Annotated in this window: 21 protein-coding genes; 3 read left to right on the top strand and 18 right to left on the bottom strand. The window is 52.6% G+C overall.

Features of this window, described 5'->3' with window-relative positions:
• Positions 1-80: 80 nt before the first annotated feature.
• The 5 genes from EVJ28_RS08190 to EVJ28_RS08210 form a co-directional block, all read right to left on the bottom strand.
• Positions 81-797 carry a hypothetical protein gene (locus EVJ28_RS08190; protein ID WP_131457741.1) on the bottom strand — a complete coding sequence of 239 codons (717 nt, stop codon included), beginning with the start codon at positions 795-797 and terminating at the stop codon, positions 81-83.
• A gap of 6 nt (positions 798-803) precedes the next feature.
• A complete protein-coding gene (locus EVJ28_RS08195; RefSeq protein ID WP_131488645.1) occupies positions 804-1,322 on the bottom strand; it encodes a GNAT family N-acetyltransferase in 519 nt (172 codons plus the stop codon).
• A 47-nt stretch (positions 1,323-1,369) separates the two neighbouring features.
• Positions 1,370-1,798 (bottom strand): hypothetical protein, encoded by a 429-nt coding sequence (locus EVJ28_RS08200; RefSeq protein WP_131457743.1) that lies wholly within the window; start codon positions 1,796-1,798, stop codon positions 1,370-1,372.
• Complete coding sequence (locus EVJ28_RS08205) at positions 1,795-2,214, bottom strand: YwiB family protein (RefSeq protein WP_131439225.1); 420 nt, start codon at positions 2,212-2,214, stop codon at positions 1,795-1,797. The genes EVJ28_RS08200 and EVJ28_RS08205 overlap by 4 nt, the downstream gene beginning before the upstream one ends.
• A gap of 127 nt (positions 2,215-2,341) precedes the next feature.
• Positions 2,342-4,045, bottom strand: a complete 1,704-nt coding sequence (locus EVJ28_RS08210) for a glycoside hydrolase family 13 protein (protein WP_131488647.1) — start codon at positions 4,043-4,045, stop codon at positions 2,342-2,344.
• A 221-nt stretch (positions 4,046-4,266) separates the two neighbouring features.
• Here EVJ28_RS08210 and EVJ28_RS08215 point away from each other — a divergent pair, with 221 nt between their 5' ends.
• A complete protein-coding gene (locus EVJ28_RS08215) occupies positions 4,267-4,728 on the top strand; it encodes a GNAT family N-acetyltransferase (RefSeq protein WP_236634095.1) in 462 nt (153 codons plus the stop codon).
• A 199-nt stretch (positions 4,729-4,927) separates the two neighbouring features.
• Here the strand turns inward: EVJ28_RS08215 and EVJ28_RS08220 are convergent, their stop codons facing one another.
• From EVJ28_RS08220 to EVJ28_RS08255, 8 genes are all read right to left on the bottom strand, one after another.
• On the bottom strand, positions 4,928-5,581 hold the full coding sequence (locus EVJ28_RS08220; RefSeq protein ID WP_131488649.1) for a hypothetical protein: 654 nt from the start codon (positions 5,579-5,581) through the stop codon (positions 4,928-4,930).
• Between the two features lie 76 nt (positions 5,582-5,657).
• Positions 5,658-6,359 carry a hypothetical protein gene (locus tag EVJ28_RS08225; RefSeq protein WP_131488651.1) on the bottom strand — a complete coding sequence of 234 codons (702 nt, stop codon included), beginning with the start codon at positions 6,357-6,359 and terminating at the stop codon, positions 5,658-5,660.
• A gap of 28 nt (positions 6,360-6,387) precedes the next feature.
• Positions 6,388-7,518 carry a glycosyltransferase family 4 protein gene (locus EVJ28_RS08230; protein ID WP_131457747.1) on the bottom strand — a complete coding sequence of 377 codons (1,131 nt, stop codon included), beginning with the start codon at positions 7,516-7,518 and terminating at the stop codon, positions 6,388-6,390.
• On the bottom strand, positions 7,506-8,837 hold the full coding sequence (locus EVJ28_RS08235; RefSeq protein WP_131457748.1) for a nucleotide sugar dehydrogenase: 1,332 nt from the start codon (positions 8,835-8,837) through the stop codon (positions 7,506-7,508). The genes EVJ28_RS08230 and EVJ28_RS08235 overlap by 13 nt, the downstream gene beginning before the upstream one ends.
• Positions 8,838-8,847: 10 nt before the next feature.
• Complete coding sequence (locus EVJ28_RS08240; protein WP_131488653.1) at positions 8,848-10,215, bottom strand: phenylacetate--CoA ligase family protein; 1,368 nt, start codon at positions 10,213-10,215, stop codon at positions 8,848-8,850.
• Positions 10,216-10,239: 24 nt separating this feature from the next.
• Positions 10,240-11,583 (bottom strand): phenylacetate--CoA ligase family protein, encoded by a 1,344-nt coding sequence (locus EVJ28_RS08245; RefSeq protein ID WP_131457769.1) that lies wholly within the window; start codon positions 11,581-11,583, stop codon positions 10,240-10,242.
• Entirely contained in the window at positions 11,583-12,611 is a 1,029-nt protein-coding gene (locus tag EVJ28_RS08250) for an NAD-dependent epimerase (RefSeq protein WP_131470004.1), read from the bottom strand. Before EVJ28_RS08250 ends, EVJ28_RS08245 begins: the two co-directional genes overlap by 1 nt.
• A complete protein-coding gene (locus tag EVJ28_RS08255) occupies positions 12,608-14,521 on the bottom strand; it encodes a polysaccharide biosynthesis protein (RefSeq protein WP_131457751.1) in 1,914 nt (637 codons plus the stop codon). The genes EVJ28_RS08250 and EVJ28_RS08255 overlap by 4 nt, the downstream gene beginning before the upstream one ends.
• A gap of 448 nt (positions 14,522-14,969) precedes the next feature.
• On the opposite strand from EVJ28_RS08255, the gene EVJ28_RS08260 reads away from it, so the two are divergent.
• The gene (locus EVJ28_RS08260; RefSeq protein WP_131457752.1) at positions 14,970-15,722 is read left to right on the top strand and encodes a homing endonuclease associated repeat-containing protein; all 753 of its coding nucleotides are present in this window, start codon (positions 14,970-14,972) and stop codon (positions 15,720-15,722) included.
• A gap of 35 nt (positions 15,723-15,757) precedes the next feature.
• Here the strand turns inward: EVJ28_RS08260 and EVJ28_RS08265 are convergent, their stop codons facing one another.
• The 4 genes from EVJ28_RS08265 to speE all read right to left on the bottom strand — a co-directional run bounded on the left by EVJ28_RS08265 (position 15,758) and on the right by speE (position 18,995).
• The gene (locus EVJ28_RS08265; RefSeq protein WP_131457753.1) at positions 15,758-16,708 is read right to left on the bottom strand and encodes a sodium-dependent bicarbonate transport family permease; all 951 of its coding nucleotides are present in this window, start codon (positions 16,706-16,708) and stop codon (positions 15,758-15,760) included.
• Between the two features lie 198 nt (positions 16,709-16,906).
• A complete protein-coding gene (locus EVJ28_RS08270; RefSeq protein ID WP_131457754.1) occupies positions 16,907-17,275 on the bottom strand; it encodes a Na-translocating system protein MpsC family protein in 369 nt (122 codons plus the stop codon).
• Between the two features lie 2 nt (positions 17,276-17,277).
• Complete coding sequence (gene speB / locus EVJ28_RS08275; protein ID WP_131457755.1) at positions 17,278-18,159, bottom strand: agmatinase; 882 nt, start codon at positions 18,157-18,159, stop codon at positions 17,278-17,280.
• Complete coding sequence (gene speE / locus EVJ28_RS08280; RefSeq protein WP_070328241.1) at positions 18,156-18,995, bottom strand: spermidine synthase; 840 nt, start codon at positions 18,993-18,995, stop codon at positions 18,156-18,158. The genes speB and speE overlap by 4 nt, the downstream gene beginning before the upstream one ends.
• A 205-nt stretch (positions 18,996-19,200) precedes the next feature.
• On the opposite strand from speE, the gene EVJ28_RS08285 reads away from it, so the two are divergent.
• A complete protein-coding gene (locus EVJ28_RS08285) occupies positions 19,201-20,121 on the top strand; it encodes an EAL domain-containing protein (protein WP_201738335.1) in 921 nt (306 codons plus the stop codon).
• Between the two features lie 36 nt (positions 20,122-20,157).
• Here EVJ28_RS08285 and EVJ28_RS14110 read toward each other — a convergent pair whose 3' ends face one another.
• Positions 20,158-20,310 (bottom strand): hypothetical protein, encoded by a 153-nt coding sequence (locus tag EVJ28_RS14110; protein WP_161566971.1) that lies wholly within the window; start codon positions 20,308-20,310, stop codon positions 20,158-20,160.
• Positions 20,311-20,436: the final 126 nt, after the last annotated feature.

Here is a 20,436-nt window from a genome sequence, read left to right on the forward strand (position 1 = left end):
TCCCCCTTATGAAAACGGATTCAATCTTGAGTTCAGTATAACAAAAAGTGAATGAACAGTCATTCATTTTCTTGTTGGAATCAAAAGTCGAGCACATGTTTCAAGAACAACAAGATGCCGCCGTAGCCGAAAACGGCGAGCACGAACGTCCGGAAATGGAGGTTGCGGTCGGCCGGCAGCTCGAACTTGACGATATTGAGGATCATCGCCCCGGCGACGAACGCAAACAGGAGCGCCTCGACGTGCGTCGCGAGATCGATGAAACGGGCGAACAAGCCGCCAACGAGAATCCCGCCGCTCAAAAAGTAACGGCCTTGTGCCAAATAACGTTCCCCGTAGTGACGGTACAAGTCGTGACCGACAGCGAGGAAATGGACACCGAGCGCCGTCGCATAAAAACTACGTGCCACAAACGTGACCGACGTCGCCGTGACGACGTAAGCCGAGAACGACATGTACGCCGTCAGAAGCGTCACTTGAAGCCAATACGACACGTTCCGGTCAATCGTCTCGTCTTGAAAGTACGGTGTCCGCACGAACCGCATCGTCCCGTAGAAGACGGTGAAGCCGAGCAGGCTGACGACGTATATTTCTGAAGGTAAAGCAAGGTCGAGCCAGTCGACCCGGAGCGTATCTTGGCGCTTATTGAGCGACGGCAGTAAATACATGAAAAAATACGTGATGGCGATCCCGCTCGAAAATGAGAACCATTTCTTAGACGGTATCCGGTCGCGTGGAAACAAATAAATCCCAAAGAAATTGATGAGCACTAAATACACGACAATCCAGTTCGCCATCCCATGTCACCCTTTCAGTTCAATCCAAAACCGCTCGACGACGTTTCCATCTTCTTCGGTATACGGTGTGTCGGCGACACCCCCATTGTTCAAAATGACTTGGCGAGAGGCGACGTTCTCTCGGTCACACGTGATGAGCGCCCGCTCAATCCCGAGTTCCTTCGCTTTCTCGAGCGCGAGACGCAGCTGTTCCGTCGCCAAACCGCGTCCGCGCGCACTCGGCTTGATGCCATAACCGATATGTCCCCCGAAGTTCAACAGGTGGGCGTTTAACTCATGGCGAATATTCGCCGCCCCGAGCAACTCATCCCCGTCCGTCAACCAATACGTCGTGCTCGGCACCCAACCGTCCTCAATCTTTTCACGGTCTTCCGCTTCGAGGAGTCGTTTGACGTAGGCGTCAAAATCGCTCGTATCTTTATTAATCGTCGTCGGGACGATGTTGCTTCCGTCCTCTTTCCATTCGCTTAACAGGGCAAGAACTTGATCTTGCTGTTCGACTGACGTCTTCACGAGCCGTAACATAGCATTTCCCCCCTAATCATATGTATGAAAAAGACCGCAATGCGGCCTTAGTCTTCGAGTCCTAATCGTTTTGGCATCACGGGTGCGAGTTGTCTCGCTTCGTCTAAGCGACCGGCTTCGACGAGCGTGTGGAACCGTAAAAATTCCTCATGCTCAGCGTCACCGATTGCCGCCAAGTAGTCGATATAGCGATCGTACACCGATTTATCTTCCGGTCGCGCCTCGATCAACGCGATATAGAGTCGGACCGTGTCTTCTCCGTACAAGAGCGGGAACTCGTCGTTCAATTGGAGCAACTTGTCGACCGCATCCATATCGACGCCGGTCTCACTATCATAATGACCGATGACTTGTTCGGCATGGTCTTCGAGGCGGCCTCGCCATTCCTCATACTCTTCCTCGTTCGTCTCGAGCATCTCGAACCAATCCTCGTTCAACATCTCTTCAATCTTTTTCACACGTTCTGCAAAATTCATCTCGTTTCTCCTCCTTCAAACGTCCAAGCGACGTCGACTTCGTAGTCGCCCGCCAAGTCGTCATTCATCGCCAACTCGTAATGGAAACGGCAACGGCCGTCCCGGACATCGAGCCGCACCGTCGTCGTCGCCATCGTCATCGACATATATGGATTTTTGTATAGGCTTTGTGTCAGCCGTCCTTCAATGAAGGAATGGTTCATCTCGATCGGTCCTTTACAGATGAGGGCGAGCCGCCCGGTCGTATATTTCAACGTTGTCGGCACGATGCCGTCCTCACGCTCTTGGTCGAACATCAAGATGAAGCCGGTCTTTAATTCATAGTAGAGACCGTCGGCATGGAGCTCGATCGGTTCATCGACCTCACTGACTTTCGTCGTCTGCCGGACACGGACCCGTCGTGGTTCAATTGCCATGGTGATTCCCCTTTCCGCTGTCTCATCGTACCATATCTCCTAAACGGTCCGGAATCGCTAACTTTTTCTTTCCCGGTTCGTGCCAGCTTCACACTACAAAAAAGACAGGGTTTCCCCTGTCTTTTAGTCAGCTCAACTTGTAGACGCGTGCTTCGAACGGCTTCAAGTGGAGGAGCATCGTCTCATCATGCGCGTCGAGCGGCATGTTCCTCAAGACGACGTCGTCTGAACGAAGCATGATATCCGTCGCGAAGATCGCTTCTTTGCCCGTCAAGTTCGACATGACGAGGTATTGCGTGTCACCGAGCGTCCGTGTGTAGGCGTAAATCTCCGGATGTTCCGGCAAGACGACGTCGTACTTGCCGTAGACGAACGTCTCGTCGTCTTTACGGAGACGGATCATCTCTTTATAGAAGTTGAGGATTGAATCCTCGTCCTCGAGCTGCGCGCCGACGTTGATGTCCGTATAGTTCGGATTGATACCGAACCATGGCTTCTCGGCGAACGTGAAGCCGGCGTTCGCGGCGTCGCTCCATTGCATCGGCGTCCGTGTGTTGTCACGCGACGAGTTCCACGTGATCTCCATCATCTCTTCATGGCTCTTGCCGTGCTCAAGTCCGATATAGTAACGGTTGCGTGTCGCGATGTCATCGTACTGGTCGATCGAATCGAACTTCACGTTCGTCATCCCGATCTCTTGGCCTTGATAGATGAACGGCGTCCCTTGCATGAGGAAATACATCATCGCGATCGATTTGGCGCTCTCTTTCCAGTAACGCTCATCGTCGCCCCATGACGACACGGTCCGTGTCTGGTCGTGGTTTTCGACATACAAGGCGTTCCAGCCGTCTGCCTCGAGTCCTTTTTGCCATTTCGTCAAGACGTTTTTCAAATGGACGACATCTAATTTCGACTCGGCATCTTCACGCCAAAGGCCCATATGCTCGAATTGGAACACCATGTTCATCTTGCCGTCCTTCTCACCGACCCAAAGGTGGGCGTCGTCAGGCGAGACACCGTTCGCTTCACCGACCGTCATGATGTCATGTTTGTTGAACGTCTCGTCGCGAAGTTCTTCCAAGTAGCCGTGGATGCCGTCGACGTTCATATGCATCTCGAACGACGGCACGAAGTCGAGGCCTTCCGGGTTTGGAAGATCGCCGAACGACGGGTGTTTGCGGATATGGCTGATGGCGTCGACGCGGAAGCCGTCGATGCCTTTGTCGAGCCACCAGTTGATCATGTTGTAGATCGTCTGGCGCATCTCAGCGTTCTCCCAGTTGAGGTCCGGCTGTTTCTTCGAGAAGACGTGCAAGAAATACTGTTCGGTCGTCTCGTCGAACTCCCAAGCCGAGCCGCCAAAGATCGACTCCCAGTTGTTCGGCTTCGAACCGTCGGGCTTCCCGTCGCGCCAAATGTACCAGTCACGCTTCGGATTGTCTTTCGAGCTCTTCGATTCGATGAACCACGGGTGCTCATCTGACGTGTGGTTGACGACGAGGTCCAAGAGCAGCTTCATGCCGCGCGCATGGACTTCTTCCAAGAGACGGTCAAAGTCTGCCATCGTCCCGAACTCGTCCATGATGTCCTCGTAGTCGCTAATGTCATAGCCGTTGTCGTCGTTCGGCGATTTGTACATCGGACAAATCCAGATGACGTCGACGCCGAGGTCTTTCAAATAATCGAGTTTGTCGATGATGCCTTGAATGTCCCCGATCCCGTCACCGTTCGCGTCGTAAAAACTGCGTGGGTAGATTTGATAGGCGACGGCTTCTTTCCACCAATTTCGTTGTAAAGTTTTTGTTTGTTGGTCACGTTGTAAAAGTTGCATATCTCAATAAGACTCCCTTGTCTCTAAACTCACTGCGCATCCTATATACTTATCCTAATATCAGTGCTATTTTTTTCTTCTTACGGTTAGCGCAATCGTTTGCACGATTACAGTAAGTTTATCTTACCAAAAATCGTTCGCCGACACAAAGAAGTTTTAAATAGCTTACTCACCGTGTACCCTACACGATTTGAAAACCAATTGAAAGCGAGGCGACTCATATGATTCGTTTGGCCACCGTGTCCGACATATCTCCCATCGATACGCTTATTTTAACGAAAGCGATGGAGTTTAAAGCTGCCGGCAAAACGCAATGGCAAAAATATTTAGAGCCGAGTCGGACCGATACTGTGACGTATGACGTCACGAACGGGACGGTGTACGTATATGAAGAGAACGACACCATCATCGGGGCGGTCAGTCTGATCCCACCGACGTCGTGGGACGAGAACTTATGGAGTGACGCCGACGCAGCCGTCTACGTGCATCGCCTCGTCGTCGACTCACGTCATAAAGGAAAACAGATTGGTTCCCAATTGATGCGTCAGGCAGTGGCCGGGTCAAAACGGATCCGGCTCGACTGTGTCGCGACGAACGGATTTTTGAACGACTATTATCTTCGCTTCGGCTTCAGCTACGCCGGCGAACGCGACGGTTTTTCCTTATTTGAAAAACAAGCTTGACGTGACGTCACGCTTTACGCTGAATTCAAGAAGGTGAGGCCTATGTAATCGAGTCAACAGCTTGCCAAGCTCGCCGGGACGACGGTTATCCTCTCTATGCGAAACGGGACGTACGATTCTGTTCTAGCGGTCGCTCGATGTGATCCAACATTACTGCATCAAAAATAGCTGAAAGGCCAAAGCGAGCTCGCTTTGGCCTTTACTCTGCCGTCCGTCGATCATATACGTCCTCTTCGAGCATCGATTCAATTTGACGACGCAAAAGCGGCAGAGCCGTCACAAGTTGAAGATAAGGATACGTCGCAAAGTTATCGGTGCCACCGACATAAAGGACGGACCGGTCGAGTACAGTCCAGCCTCTGTCGCCCCATTGTTCGATTTTCACTTCACAGACGTCAGGCTTAGCGCGAAACGCCCAGTACGCTTCAAGTTGTCCTTTGGCCATCGAAGGGCTGACCGTTAAAATCGGACAATCAAGACGGTGCAGTCGGCTCATGTCGACGGATCCGGTCTCGTGCAAGATCACAAGTTGTGGTTGTAAGCGATCAAGCCACATCATCGTTCGTGCGTCATTCAGTGACGTGACACGCAACAGATGATGCGATGGGATCGGATTGTCGTTCAGCGGATAACGTGCTTGTAACTCTCGGACGCGCTGACGGCTGAATCGGCGCATGAGCGGTGACATAAAGCGAACGTATGATTGACGCATCCACTCGTTGATCGAGTCGGGCCGTACTTCAGCCGGACCGTCTTCTTTGATTACATGGGTCACCCCGAGATTCCGAATCGCCTGGTAAACATAAGTCGAAGTCGGATCCTCGCCGATACATAAGACGATCGGACGCGTCATAAGCCCTCCTCCTTCCCTCTCTTTGAAGCGTCATCGTCTGTCTCGTCTGTAAATTCTGGCCCCATCGCCGAAAGTGCTATGTCAAAAGAACCGAACATCTGTTGGATATCTTTAAGCGCCGGTCCTTTCCCGTCTTTTTTTGCCATATTTCATAACCCCATGGCGAGAGGACGGCCAAATCCTCACTCGCTTCTTTCAACGCCGATAGAATTTCTTGTTCCGTGAACGCTTTACGCGTCGACAATCCGATTTCTTCGAGCGCTTGCGTCCAGGACCCGAAGCGCCGAACGACTTTTGTGATACTCGGACGTTGGTTCGCTTTCGCCCATTTCGCATACGTCGTCGAATTGAATGGTTCGATTTCATCGCTCGCATCGAGCAACGCTTGAATGATTTCAATCTTTTGGTCTTTTGCCATCATCCCGAGTAGATCGGCCTCGATCAATGCGACCTTCCAAGACCCAAACTGGATGACAACTTCCGTCAGCGTCGGAGCATCATGGTCGTGCGCCCATTTTCGGTAATCGGCACTACTGATCGAGCCAAGATCCTTCGCTGCCCGGCGAAGCGTTCGCAACATTTCCGACTTCGTGAAACGCGGCATCTGGTTTTCAAACCCGACGAGCCGCAGCACGTTCGTCCACGAACCATACACCTCTAACAGTTCGAGTACGGTCGGTCCGCCGTTCGCTTGTTGCCATTGCTGGTACATATGGATTGTGAGACGACCGTCATCGGCGGCCGTCCTCAACTGGTGAATCACTTGTTTCTCTTCCATGCCGCCTCCCCCTTTTATGTGTGACGACTCATCCCACTTCACGAGCGCTAATTTGCGCAAATAAATTGATTTGCCGTGTCAAAATTTTCGATTCATCGAACCGTTCCTCGACGACTTCGCGACCTCGGCGACCGTATGATTCGATACGATCCGAATGCTCGATGAACAATTCCATCGCCTCCGCGAGTGCTTGCGGTCGGGCCACCGGGACGAGGTATCCTGTCTCTCCGTCGATGACTTCTTCTCGACAGCCGCGGATGTTGGTCGCGATGACCGGAAGACCTGACGCCATCGCCTCTAAAATCGAGCGGGGGAGCCCTTCTCGATAAGACGGTAACAGAAAGATGTCATGACGGTTGAACAAAGACGGGGTGTCTGTGACGTATCCGACGTAATGAACGTTCGGATTGTCGACCAAGTGAGCTTCAACGAGTTTGGCGGTCTCTTGATCCCGCTCATTCGATAGCAACTCTCCGGCAATCGTGAGTGTCGCTCCCGGATGACGCGCAGACACTTCTTGAAACGCCTCGAGTAAATCGAGGATCCCCTTTTCTTTGACGAGGCGACCGACGAACAGAAACTTTAACTGCTTCGGGTCAACTGTTTTTTCAAGCGGTTGGAATCGAGCCAAATCAATCCCGTTCCCGAGATGAAGCAGACGGTCATCGCTTTTAAATTGTCGGGTCTTGGCAAGCGAATAATCTTCCTCACTTTGGAGCAGCAGCCAGTCGGTCGCGAGCGCGGCAAGCGACTTTTCGAGCCAAAACACGAGTTCGTAGGCGACCCGGCTCATCCGTTCATGGAAGTAAAATCCATGGGCCGTGTACAGAATGTGCGGGGTGCGGGCGATTCGGGCCGCAACCCGTCCGAGCGCGGCCGCAACCGGCGTATGGACATGGATCGCGTCATACTTCTCCCGTCTCAGCAAGGCGACGAGCCCTTGAATCGTCTGCACGTTCCGCTTCGGATGGAATTTACGATCGATCGGCAGCGTATGGATGACCCAACCTTCCGCCCGCAACCGGTCCGTCCGGTCACCGTAGGCACAGGCGACATCGACTTGGTGCCCTTCGGCTTTAAGCGACTCGATGAGCGGACGCAACAGGACGTCAGCGGTCACGTCGACCGCGCAGAATTGAAGGATCTTTAAAGGCGCCATAAGTGGACCTCCTCTGGCTTCGTCGCTCGATTTAAGATGCCTTTTAAATCCATGACGATCCCTCGTCCCATCTTCAACTGACGTTCGGCGATTTTCCACCCGGCACTCACGAATTCATCGTGTGAGACGGCGTAGATGACGACTTCCGCCGGTTTGAGCTCATGGTAGGACTTTACTTGGAGCCCGTATTCTTGTTCGACTTCTTCATGGTGGACGAGCGGGTCGTACACTTGCACCTCAAGGCCGAACTCCTCGATTTCCCGCACGAGTGACGCGACTTTCGAATTACGGATATCACTGACGTTCTCTTTGAACGACATGCCGAGCACGGTGACCCGTGAGCCGAGTACCGGCATGTTTTGACGAATCATCGTTTTAATGAGCGACGTGGCGATGAAGCTACCCATCGTCTCGTTGATGCGCCGTCCGGCTAAAATAACCTCAGGGTGATAGCCGAGCATCTCAGACTTCATCGTCAAATAGAACGGGTCGACCCCGATACAGTGGCCACCGACGAGTCCGGGCCGGAAGTTCAGGAAGTTCCATTTCGTACCGGCCGCTTCTAACACTTCAAGCGTATCGATGTTCATCCGCTCGAAGATGATCGCGAGCTCATTCATCAATGCGATATTCAAATCCCGTTGCGTATTCTCGATCACTTTCGCGGCTTCGGCGACTTTGATTGACGAAGCGCGATGTACACCGGCATCGACGACCGTCTCATATACGGCTGCGACGATATCAAGCGTCTCCTCATCCTCGGCGGCGACGACTTTCTTGATCGTCCGGAACGTATTGACACGGTCCCCTGGATTGATACGCTCTGGCGAATAGCCGACTTTAAAATCAATCCCGGCCCGTAGACCCGACTCTCGTTCGAGTAGCGGGATGCACTCTTCTTCCGTCAGTCCAGGATAAACGGTCGACTCGTAGACGACAATCGCCCCGGGCCGTAGATACTTTCCGACGGTTCGCGTCGCGCTGCAGATCGGACCGAGGTCCGGTTGATTTTGTTCGTTGATCGGCGTCGGTACGGCGATGATGATAAAGTCCGCCTCTTCAAGCTGTGACGCGTCGGTCGTGTACGCGACTGAGGCGATTTCAAGCGATTCCCGCTCGACTTCTCGCGTGCTGTCGAGATGACCGTTCAGTTCGTTGATGCGGGCCTCATTAATATCAAATCCGATGACGTCTCCGACTTCTCCGAGCGCGACCGCGACCGGGAGACCGACGTACCCGAGTCCGACGACGGCGATATGGCGATTGGCAATGGTTCTTCGTGCTGTCCGTGATTCTGAGATGAGTTTGTCCATGTCCATCTGCCTCCAGTTATTGTGAAATTTGATTCATCAACTTTTCGACGACGATGACTTTTCCGTTCGGGCCTCGAGGAATTTGGTTGACCGGCGTCAACGTAATCTCGACGCCGTCTCCGACGAGCTCTTTCAACCCCCGTCGAAGCACTTGTTCATGCGACGAGGTGAAGCGATTTGGGTCTTTGATGTAGCGCATCTCGATGTGATGCAAATCGAACTGCCGAAACTGGACTTGAATGACCGAGTTCGGAAGCTCGCTGACGATCGTCGTCAAATCCCCTTCATAGACTTTGAGTCCTTTTGGCGTGACGATGAAATTAGTTTGCCGTCCCTCGATTGACTCGACATACGTCCCGCCTTGACCGCACGGACAAGTCCCTTCCCCAAACTTCATCCGGTCCCCGATCCGGTAGCGGACGAGCGGTGTGCCGTGGGTCGTAAAGCTCGTGACGAGAATTTCGCCGTCCTCCCCATAAGGCTCGATGACCCCCGTCTCGTGATGAAGATGCATCCGTCCATGACTGCACTCGCTCAAAATCGGTGCCCCTTCGGACGAGGCGTATTGGTCGAACACGGGCGCGTTGAACGCTTCTTCAAGCAACGACCGTCCAAACGCCGTGATCGTCTCTGACGTCGGGAACAAGGCGATCAGTTGGAAGTCGAGTTTGATGTTGTGCGCTTTAATGTATGAGGCCAGTTCAATCATGGCGGACGGGGCGCTATCGAGAACGATTGGTTTGAACCGATTCAGCTCCTCGATATAGTGCGGGATATTCGCCTCGGTCAGATGAAACAACGACAGCAACAGTTGATTCATCGGACGATTATACCGCCAAAACACGGGTGCCGCTTGATCCGGTTCACAAATGATGCGTCCCGTGAAACTGGCTCGTTTCATCCCTTTTTTAAAGCCGTGTTGTTCTTTAAAGTAATCCAAATGGGCCATCCGGATCTGATAATCTTCCGCTGTGAATTTCACTTGGAGCGACGCACCGGTCGTCCCGCCTGTCTTGCCGATAATGTCTGTCTTCACGTGCGAGTAGATTGCCGGGGTCGAGCGGACCGTTTCCTTCTCGAGTATCGGAATCTGTTTTAGATCTTCAATCGAGTCGAGCGGGAGCGATACGCCGGCCTCGTCGAATAACTGACGGTAATAGTCGTTGTTCGCTTCGCAAAATGCTAAAAAGTCATTGAGTCGTCGAAGCTGGTCTGCTCGAACGGCCGCGTCATCCGTCGGACGGTTGCGTAGTGCGACAAGTTCCTGCTCGTACGCTTTTCCGTAACGCTCTTGTGACAACTTCAAGCCGTAAAGTGACGTCATCCAGTTTTGAAGGCGGATCGGCGCCTTAAAATATACGTCCCGCAACGCGAAGATCGCCATAATCGAACTCCCCTTTTGTATGGGTCAGACGTGAAGTCGCTTCACGACCCGAATTTTTCCGTTTGGTTCTTTTTTGATGGCCGGCACATTTTTAAGACGGATTCGCATATTCGGTGTGAACAGTCGTTCCACTTCTTGCTTTAATATCGTCTCATGTTCGTTTTCGAACCGGTCCTCATCTTTGACATATAACATTTCAATCTGGTCGATCTCATGTTGGAGCACTTGGACTTGAAGTACCGAGTTCGGCAGTACGGCGACGGTCGCCGTCAAGTCGCCTTCGAACACTTTATAACCTTCCGGTGTCTCAACGTAATTCATTTGACGGCCATCGATCGACGAGATGACCGTACCCGTCTGGCCGCACGGACACGTCTCATCGCTGAGCGTCATCCGGTCTCCGATCCGATAACGGACGAGCGGCGTGCCGTGGGTCGTGAAGCTCGTGACGAGCACTTCTCCGTCCTCCCCGGCCTCAATGATGCCGCTCTCCGGATGGAGGTGCATCCGTCCATGCTGACATTCGGTGACGAGCGGTGCGCCTTCTGAAGAAGCGTATTGGTCGTATACCGGGGCGTCGAAAACCTCCTCGAGCAACGCGCGTCCCCATGGCGACAACGTTTCGGATGTCGGAAAGATGGCGATTGGCTTGAACGTCAAGCGCATATCCGTGTCTTTTAAATACTTGGCGACTTCGATCATCGCGGACGGCGAACCGTCGAGGGCGTCAGGTTGAAAGTCGTTCAATGATTCGACGTAGGCCGGGATTGTTTTCGGATGAAAGTGAACGACCGAGTAGAGCATCTGTTTCATCGGAGCGTTATAACGCCAATAGACCGGCTCTTCCTGGCCGCGCGGACAAATCATCCGATCGGTGAAACTCGCCCGCTTCATCCCTTTTGTAAAGCCGTGCTGCTCTTTAAAGTAATCCAAGTGGGCCATGCGGGCTTGATAATCTTCGACCGTGAATCGGACTTGGAGTGCCGTCCCGGTCGTTCCACCCGTACACCCGATAATTGGTGCTTTAACGTCCGAGAAAATAGTCGGTTCGGTACGAAGTGTCTCTTTCTCAAGCACTGGAATTTGTTTCAAATCGCTCAGTTGCAGAAGCGGTAGCTCCACGTGATGGCGGTCAAACAAGTCTCGGTAGTAGCTGTTATGCGTCTGACAGAACTTGAGGAATCGATTGAGCTGGTTTAATTGGGTTGTTTGCGGATCGACGAGCCGTTGACTTCGGAGCTTGGTCAACTTTTTATCGTAATAGGGACCGTAACGCTCACGATATAACTTCAACCCGTATAGCGAGATGAGCCAATTTTGGACTGGTAACGAGGAGTTGCTATAGATTTTGTCTTGAAGTGACATCATCACTCGATTCCCTCCTTTAACGCATGGTGATACGCGATATACCAATCGATAAATTCATGCACCCCTTGTTCAATCGGGGTCTGTGGTTGAAAATCAATCGCTTCATACAGTTCCGATGAATCGGCAAAACTTTCCGGCACGTCACCCGGCTGCAGCGGGAGTTCGTTCACGATTGCTCGCTTCCCGAGTTTTTTCTCGATGATCCGAATAAAATCCATCAGCTGGACCGGACTATGATTGCCGACATTGTACACACGGAACGGGACATCACTTCGGTCCGGGAGCGGGTCGTGATAGTCAAACTCTTCGTCAGCGAACGGTTGAACGTCCATCAAGCGGACGATCGACTCAATCACATCGTCGACGTAAGTGAAGTCACGGGCCATTTGCCCATAGTTATAGACGTCGATCGGTTCACCTTTTATAATGGCTTCTGTGAATTTGTACAGCGCCATATCCGGTCTGCCCCATGGTCCATAGACGCTGAAAAATCGTAACCCGGTCGTCTTTAGACCGAACAGATGGCTATACGTATGGGCCATCAGTTCATTCGCTTTCTTCGAAGCCGCATATAACGAGAGCGGATGATCGACCGGGTGCTGTTCAGAGAACGGCATCTTTTGGTTCGAGCCGTACACGGAGCTTGATGATGCATAAATCAATTGCTCAACCGGGAAGTTCCGGCACGCCTCAAGGATGTTTAAAAATCCGACGATATTCGACTGGATATAAGCGTCCGGATTCTCAAGACTGTAGCGGACACCTGCTTGCGCAGCCAAGTTGACGACGATGTCAGGACTCCGTTTCTCGAACACCCGTGTGACAGCCATTTTGTTCTCGAGCGAGTCCCGATACAGTTTGAAGTTCGGGTGCGTCAAGACATAGAGACGCGCCTCTTTCAAATGAGGATCGTAGTAATCATTCACTTCATCAATGCCGACGACGTGGTGCCCTTCTCGCAACAGCCGGCGCGCCAAATGAAAGCCGATGAACCCGGCGACACCTGTGACGAGCACAGTCTTTTTCATAACGTCTTCCTCCTTTGAGTTGGGTCGCTCGAGCGAATTCGAACAGGCTCGATCTGAGGCGCGAACATATCTGCCATCACTTCTTCCGGGATTTCGCTATTGGCGACGAACAAGAGGAAGGACGTCAATGCGCTTTGTTGGTCAAGCAGATGTTCAATCGTACGTAAAATTGGTTCGACCGATTTGAACGATCGCGTACAGCCGACAAAAATTTTATCGTACACTTGATTTTCGCTGCGTTCGCTCGTGGCAAGCAGCTCCTCATACAACTTCTCGCCCGGCCGGATTCCGCTGTATTCAATCGGAATTTGCTCAAGCGTGAAGCCGCTGAGCGTGATCATCCGTCGGGCCAAGTCGACGATTTTGACCGGCTGTCCCATATCAAGGACGAACACCTCACCGCCATTCGCGCGAACACTTGCTTGAACGACGAGCCGACTCGCCTCGGGGATGGTCATAAAGTAACGCGTCATCTCGGGATGTGTCACCGTGATCGGACCACCACGTTCAATCTGTTCTTTGAACAACGGGACGACCGAGCCGCGACTGCCGAGGACGTTACCGAACCGAACGACCGAGAACGTCGTCGCACTATGACGCGCTTGTTGCTGCACAATCATCTCGGCGACCCGTTTCGTCGCGCCCATCACGTTCGTCGGATTGACCGCCTTGTCTGTCGAAATCATGACGAAACGTTCGACGTTAAACAAATCAGCGACTTCAACCATATTTTTCGTACCATAGATGTTGTTCTTCACAGCCTCTTTCGGGTTCCCTTCCATGAGCGGGACGTGTTTATGGGCCGCCGCGTGATAGACGATCTCAGGCTCGAACTGTTCGAATACTTCCATCAACCGCGCCCGGTCTTGGACGTCCCCAATGATCGGACAAATCTCCGTTTCCGTTTGTAAGTCTTTAAGTTCGCGGTCAATCGAATAAATGCTGTTCTCGCCATGTCCGAACAAGACGAGACGTCCCGGTTCGAATTTGATTAACTGCCGGCATAGCTCAGATCCAATCGAACCGCCAGCACCTGAAATTAAAATGGTCGTGCCTTTTAGCTTATGTGAGATCTCGGATACGTTGAGTTGGACCGGCTCTCGTCCGAGCAAGTCCTCAATCGCCACTTCCCTGATCTCATTCATCGATACTTTTCCGGACGCAAGCTCTGAGAGCATCGGCAACGCGTGTGATTCGACGCCTGTCTTCTCGATTCGCTTGAGCAGTTGCAGCCGCTTGCTGTAAGGCAGGGACGGGATTGCGAGAACAACGACTTCAATTCCGAGCTCTTCAATTTTTCGCTCGAGCGCATCAATCGGGCCAATGACCGGTGTCCCGTGGATATAGAGCCGTTGCAGGAACGGATTGTCGTCTAAAATACCGACAACGTTTAACACGCTCGTCCGATGTTCTTTCAACTCTTTCGTGATCTTTTGTCCTGAGTCCCCACCGCCGATGATGAGTGCCGCTTTCCCGCTCGGCGGAGCGTTCCGGAAGCGGAAGAAAGAGCGGGTTCTCGCCACGATCCGGATGAACAGCATCCCGTTGAACGCAAGCAGGCTCTGGACGAACAGCGCTTGATACGATACATTCTTTAACACGACGAGGGCACCACCGAGGACAAGTAAATCACTCGTGAGCAACACGAGGGCGAGCAATTGTAGCTCACGCATCGAACCGTACCGCCAGTCAATCCGATAAACGCGTGTCAGCCACCCGAGGACGAGCAGAGCTGTACTCTTCAGCGCTAAAATCGTCATCAACTTCGTCGTGTCGTCGGAGACGGTCGTGTCATGAGCGAACAACAGTTTGAACGTGAGAAAGATGGCCGCCGCCGCGATCGTCACGTCGAGCATCATAAGCATCGTGTTTTTTCGGTCCATCGGATAATGATTGAATCGAATAGTCATCCTGTCACCACCTTTAAAGATTGCCGAATGTAACCGGGTTATTCGCTGATGCTAGATTAGTACCCGTTCGAGATTCACAATCTGAAAGAAAACCATAGCTTTTTCATAGCAACGAAATTTAGCCATCAAACAGTTTTACGAATGTATGATGGCCATTTCTTTTTGTTTGTGAATATTTCCGCACTAAATGGGTAATATTGAAAGTATATGAGTCGTGAATTAGGTGTAAATTGTCAATAAGGAGGGGAATTTAGAAATAAGTAAGCATGCATGCTCGTCACATGATTTCTTCACGACTTGCTTACACCGTCAGTCACGAGCCATTTATGTTCGTTGTCAACCGCAGTCGCGCCCTCGACCGTTTAGGCTTTCCTTGAGGACCATTACTGTTCAACCACACCATGACCTTTGAAGCAATCAAGTGCTTCTAAAAAGGAGAGACATCACGATGAAAAGATGGACAGAGCAGCAAATCATCTCATGCCTACAACAAGCAGCGAATGAACTCAAAGAATTCGATACGAAACAATACACACTCTGGGCCCGCAGCAAAGACGTCCCTTCCCTCTCGACCGTGATTTACAAATTCGGTTCCTGGCGCGAAGCCGTTCAAGCCGCTGAAATCAAAATGATGTACCGCTATTATTCGGACGAAGATATTTTAACCGCATTAAACGAGGCTGCCGAAGAGCTCGACATCTTTACGAGCCAAACGTATCGGGAGTGGGCCAAAGTCGCACAAGCCCCATCGCTCACCCTGATCAGCAGCCGGTTCGGCTCGTGGTCAAACGCACTGCGCGAAGCGAAGTTGCAGACGACGACGGCCCGCAATAACGAGGAGCGCATCATTCAGGCACTCATCGAGGCGTCCGCCGAACTGACACGTCTCACTTCACAGCACTACGCTGTCTGGGCGCAGGAGAAGGGATATCCGACCGTGGCGACGATTGCCCGGAAGTACGGTTCCTGGAGCTACGCCTTGTTCGTCCTCGATATTGCCCCACCGAAACGAAAATGGGACGAAGAAGACGTCATCGAGGCGCTCCGGGTTGCTAAAGATGAATTAAACCATTTCAGCATCCTTCACTACCGCAAATGGGCCGAAGGACGAAACGTGCCGAGCACGTCGACAATCAACGCCTTGTTCGGCAGCTGGACCGCCGCTTTGAAATGTATGGAACAACAGCAAGTCATCACATGACAAAAGCGCCGTCTCTCGATGAGACGGCGCTTTTGTCATGTGACGATCGTGATGAACAGCGGGATACCGACGAGCAAATTGAACGGGAACGTGACGGCGAGGGCGAGCGTCAAATAAAACGACGGCTCGGCTTCCGGGACGGACGCCTGGAGCATCGCCGGCGCCGCGATGTAAGAGCCGCTCGCAGCGAGCGTCATGAGCAAGATCGTACCCCCGTCAGACAAACCGGCCAGTCCGGCTGCAAAGTAGCCGACAATGGCCCCGATGAGCGGGAACATCGTCCCGACAATTAAAAACTTCATGCCGTAGGCCGGGACGTCTTTCAGCTGATGGCCGACCTTGACCCCAAGGCTCAGTAAGAATAAGAGTAAGACGCCCGGGAACAAGTCGACGAAGAATGGTGTCAGCGCCGACGTGTCCGGCGTGACGAATCCGACGACAAGGCCGGCGATGAGCAAGAGGATGCTCTTTGAGAGCATACTGTCCCGGATGACGGTGAACGACTGGCTCGGGGCGGCCGTGATGCCGAGCACACGCGTCTGGTTGTACAGTAAGAGCGCGACGACGAGACCGGGAATCTCGAGGACGACGACGAGCGTCGTCATGAACGGTTCATAGCTGATACCGAGCCGCTCGAGCTGGGCGGTCGCAGCGACATACGTCACAAGCGAGACCGAACCGAACGTCGCCGCCATGGCGATCCGTTCGTGAAAGCTGAACTTGAGCAGACGACCGAGTCCAAAAGCGACGAGCGGTAAAACCATCCCGAGGACGAGCGTCACGGCGAGCGGTGCCGCAAGCTCGTCAAGCGAGACAGCGGCGAGTCCCATGCCGCCTTTTAACCCGATGGCGAGCAGCAGATAAATGTTGAGCGTCACACTGAGCGATTCGGGGATTCTTAAATTCGACTTTCCGAGGGCGGCAATCACGCCCGTCACGAACAGGAGCACCGGGGCGCTCGTCAATAAAAACGTCAATAGTTCCATTGTTTCCTCCTAGACGACAAAAGCGCACACCAAAGAAAGGTGTGCGCTGCATGCCGACGGCTCGAACACGGTCGTTCCGTCTAGCCGACAACTGTCGGGGTAGTTTTTGACAGCTCCGTTTCAGGACGGCGGTGGAAAGTTCCCGTAGGCATTCTCCACCAATCCTGACGCGTCTCTGCTTCTAGTGTAAAAATGTCGTTACGCCTTGTCAATCACATCGTCCCACGGTGCATCCAACCGAAAGACGATGAGGCGTTCGCCTGTCTTCGTGCTGATGTCCGTATGGAGCGACACGAGCCGTCTCCCGAGTACGTCATGAATGATTGTCTCGAGTTGGACCCGGCCGGATTCGACTAGGTTGTTGCGGTATTTCTTTAACTGATCGCGACCACTCGACTTCGCGGCGAGTTCATACTCGGCCGGGGTCAAGACGCCTTGCAGCGTCACGATGGCCAAATCGCGGAGCAGGTCACTCTTACACGTTAATGAACCGCGCCCGAGATACTCTTTCTCCCATTGGGTGATCCGGGCGCTCAGTTCCATCTCGAGCTGACCTTTTTTTTTCATCGTTACTTCACGAATCCGATCATCATCTCGCGAAGGATCTTCGCGGCGGCAATCGCCGTCATGTCTGACTGATCATACGCCGGTGACACTTCGACGAGGTCGGCACCGATGATATCAAGGTCAGCATTGGCGATGGCATGGACCGACTCGAGCAACTCTTTCGTCGTGATGCCGCCGATCTCTTGCGTGCCGGTTCCCGGTGCTGCCGACGGGTCAAGGACGTCGATGTCGATTGTGACGTACACTTTTTTGCCGGCGAGCGTCGGCAAGACGCGCTTGAGCGGTTCGAGTACTTCATATTTGTACAAGTTGTAGCCGACTTCTTTTGCCCAGTCGAACTCTTCTTTCATCCCCGAACGAATCCCGAACGAGTAGCAGTTCGACGGTCCAATCAAGTTGGCCGCTTTTTTGAGCGGTGTCGAGTGCGAGAGCGGCTCGCCTTCGTAATCGTCACGAAGGTCGGTGTGCGCGTCGATGTGCAAGATGACGAAGTCGGCCCCGTACGCGTCATGCATCGCTTTGATGACCGGCCACGTGACGAGGTGTTCGCCGCCCATACCGAGCGGGAACTTTCCTTCCTTGATGACGTCTTTGACGAACGACTCGATCATGTCGAGCGATTTTTGGGCGTTGCCGAACGGAAGCGGGATGTCCCCTGCGTCATAGACGGCCGCTTCGTTCAAGTCCCCGTCAAGGTACGGGCTGTATTCTTCAAGTCCGATCGACACTTCACGGATGCGGTTCGGACCGAAACGTGAGCCCGGACGGAAACTGACCGTCCAGTCCATCGGCATGCCGTAAAGGACCGTCTTCGCATCCGTCACTTCCGGCAGGCTCGCGATAAACACTTTTCCTGAGTAGGCTTCATCGAATCGTTTGATCATTTCGTCAAGTCCTCCACGAATTTAGGAAGTACGAACGCCGCCGAGTGAAGCGCTGGCGTATAGTATTTCGTCTCGATGTCGTGGAACCGCTCAGCCGGTACTTGAAGCGGGTCGTACTTCTTCGAGCCGATCGTGAACGTCCATAAGCCGCTCGGATACGTCGGTACGTTGGCTGTGTACAGCTTCGTGATTGGGAAGATCTCTTTCACGTCACGCTGTACCGTTTGGATGAGTTCTGGTGTGAACCACGGGTTATCCGACTGCGCGACAAAAATTCCATCGTCTTTGAGTGCTTTCGAGATTCCCGCATAGAACCCTTTCGTGAACAAGTTCGCTGCCGGTCCGACCGGTTCAGTCGAATCGACCATGATGACGTCGTACTCGTTTTCAGATTTCGCGATGTGCATGAAGCCGTCGCCGACGATGACTTCGACGCGCGGATTGTCAAGCTCACCCGCAATATTTGGCAAGTATTTCTTCGAATATTCGATCACTTTCCCGTCGATGTCGACAAGAACCGCTTTCTCGACTGTTGGGTGTTTCATAATCTCACGGATAACTCCACCGTCGCCGCCGCCGACCACGAGAACGTGTTTCGGGTTAGGGTGCGTGAACAGTGGCACGTGCGCCACCATCTCGTGATAGACGAATTCGTCTTTATCCGTCGTCATGACCATTCCGTCAAGCAACAACATTGTACCGAACTCGTCCGTTTCGACCATCTCTAGTCGTTGAAACTCCGTTTGTTCGCTCTCATAAACGTGGTTAACCCGGAACGTGATCCCGTAATCTTCTGTCTGGTGCTCCGTAAACCATAACTTTAATTTTTGGTCCATCGATAGAACCCCTTTCTGTTCAAAAAGTTGTTCGTATGCGAGTGGCGTTTTGAGGCGCTTCTTATTCATACGATAGGAAGTATACAAAAACTGTCCGCATTTTGCACGATTTTTTTATTTATTCGTCCAGATGTGTGATTTTTCCATGTGGTTTAGCCGATAAACTGGATATAGATGTATTTTATAACAGTAAAGGAGGGATCCTATGTGGTCTCCTTGCGTGGCCTGCTCCACGACAATCCCGCTCTTTGAACGGGGCTTGTTGGTCGTCAACGACCAACCTCAGCCATACGAATCATTTGATGAACTCAAGACTAAACTATCTTCGGTCGAGGACAATGTATATTGTGTCAACCCTGCCACGAAACAGCAAACGCCGATTCTACCAGCAGTCGATTTGCTCGAACAGATCGCCAACCGTGACACGATCGAGCTGATCCAACACGGGGAGTTCGAGAGTCACCTGCAACCGATCATCCATCTCGACACAGGTGAGCGGTTCGGTTACGAGGCGCTCCTTCGCAGCCCGAACAATATCTCGCCTGGGGAGCTGTTCCGCGCCGCCAACCGGTTCGGACTTCATTCGAAGCTCGACCAACGCGCCCGGTCCGAGGCGATCAAAGCGACGTATCACGCCGTCGCACCTCACGAGAAGACGTTCATCAACTTCTTGCCGTCGACGATCTACAATCCTGACTACTGCCTGCAACACACGTTCGAAGTCATCGACCACTACGGGCTCAGTGCCGACCGCTTCATCTTTGAAGTCGTCGAGACGGAGCAAGTCCAGGACGTCGCTCATTTGCAGCACGTGTTCGCCACATATAAGAAACGCGGCATGAAAGTCGCGCTCGACGATGTCGGCGCCGGCTTCTCGACGCTCGATATGTTACAGCGGCTCGAGCCCGATTACGTCAAAATCGATCGGTCGTATATTTCGTTCTGTGACCAAGATGCCGAGAAACGTACGTTCTTGAAGAATGTGCGTCAATTGACGCGCTCGATGGGTATCACCATCCTCGCCGAAGGGATCGAACGCGCCGAAGAGGTCGACGTCTGTCGCGAACTCGGTTATGATCTCGCCCAAGGTTATTTCTTCGGAAAACCGTCTCCATACGCGCTATGAAAACAAGGCCTAGAGCGCGTGCTCTAGGCCTTTGTTTCAATAGTCATCTTCTTCTGTATCTTCATTCATATCGTCTTCTTGCATTTCCGTGTCATCGTTGTTCATCGGTTCCTCGTCCGCTCCCCCGCAAGCGCCGAGAATGATGCCTGTCGCGAGAAGCGACGCGGCCAATGTACCTTTTCTTTTCATCAAACACACCCCTTTTTGAAAGTTCTGCCGTATAATACGGTTTATTCCCTTGGCTTATCCAATCAAACGTCTTTTTAGAGTGAACTACTCACCACTTATTTGCTTCGCAAGCGATTCATCTCCCAC

The organism is Exiguobacterium sp. SH3S3, assembly GCF_004337115.1.
GTDB classification, from domain to species: domain Bacteria; phylum Bacillota; class Bacilli; order Exiguobacteriales; family Exiguobacteriaceae; genus Exiguobacterium; species Exiguobacterium aurantiacum_A.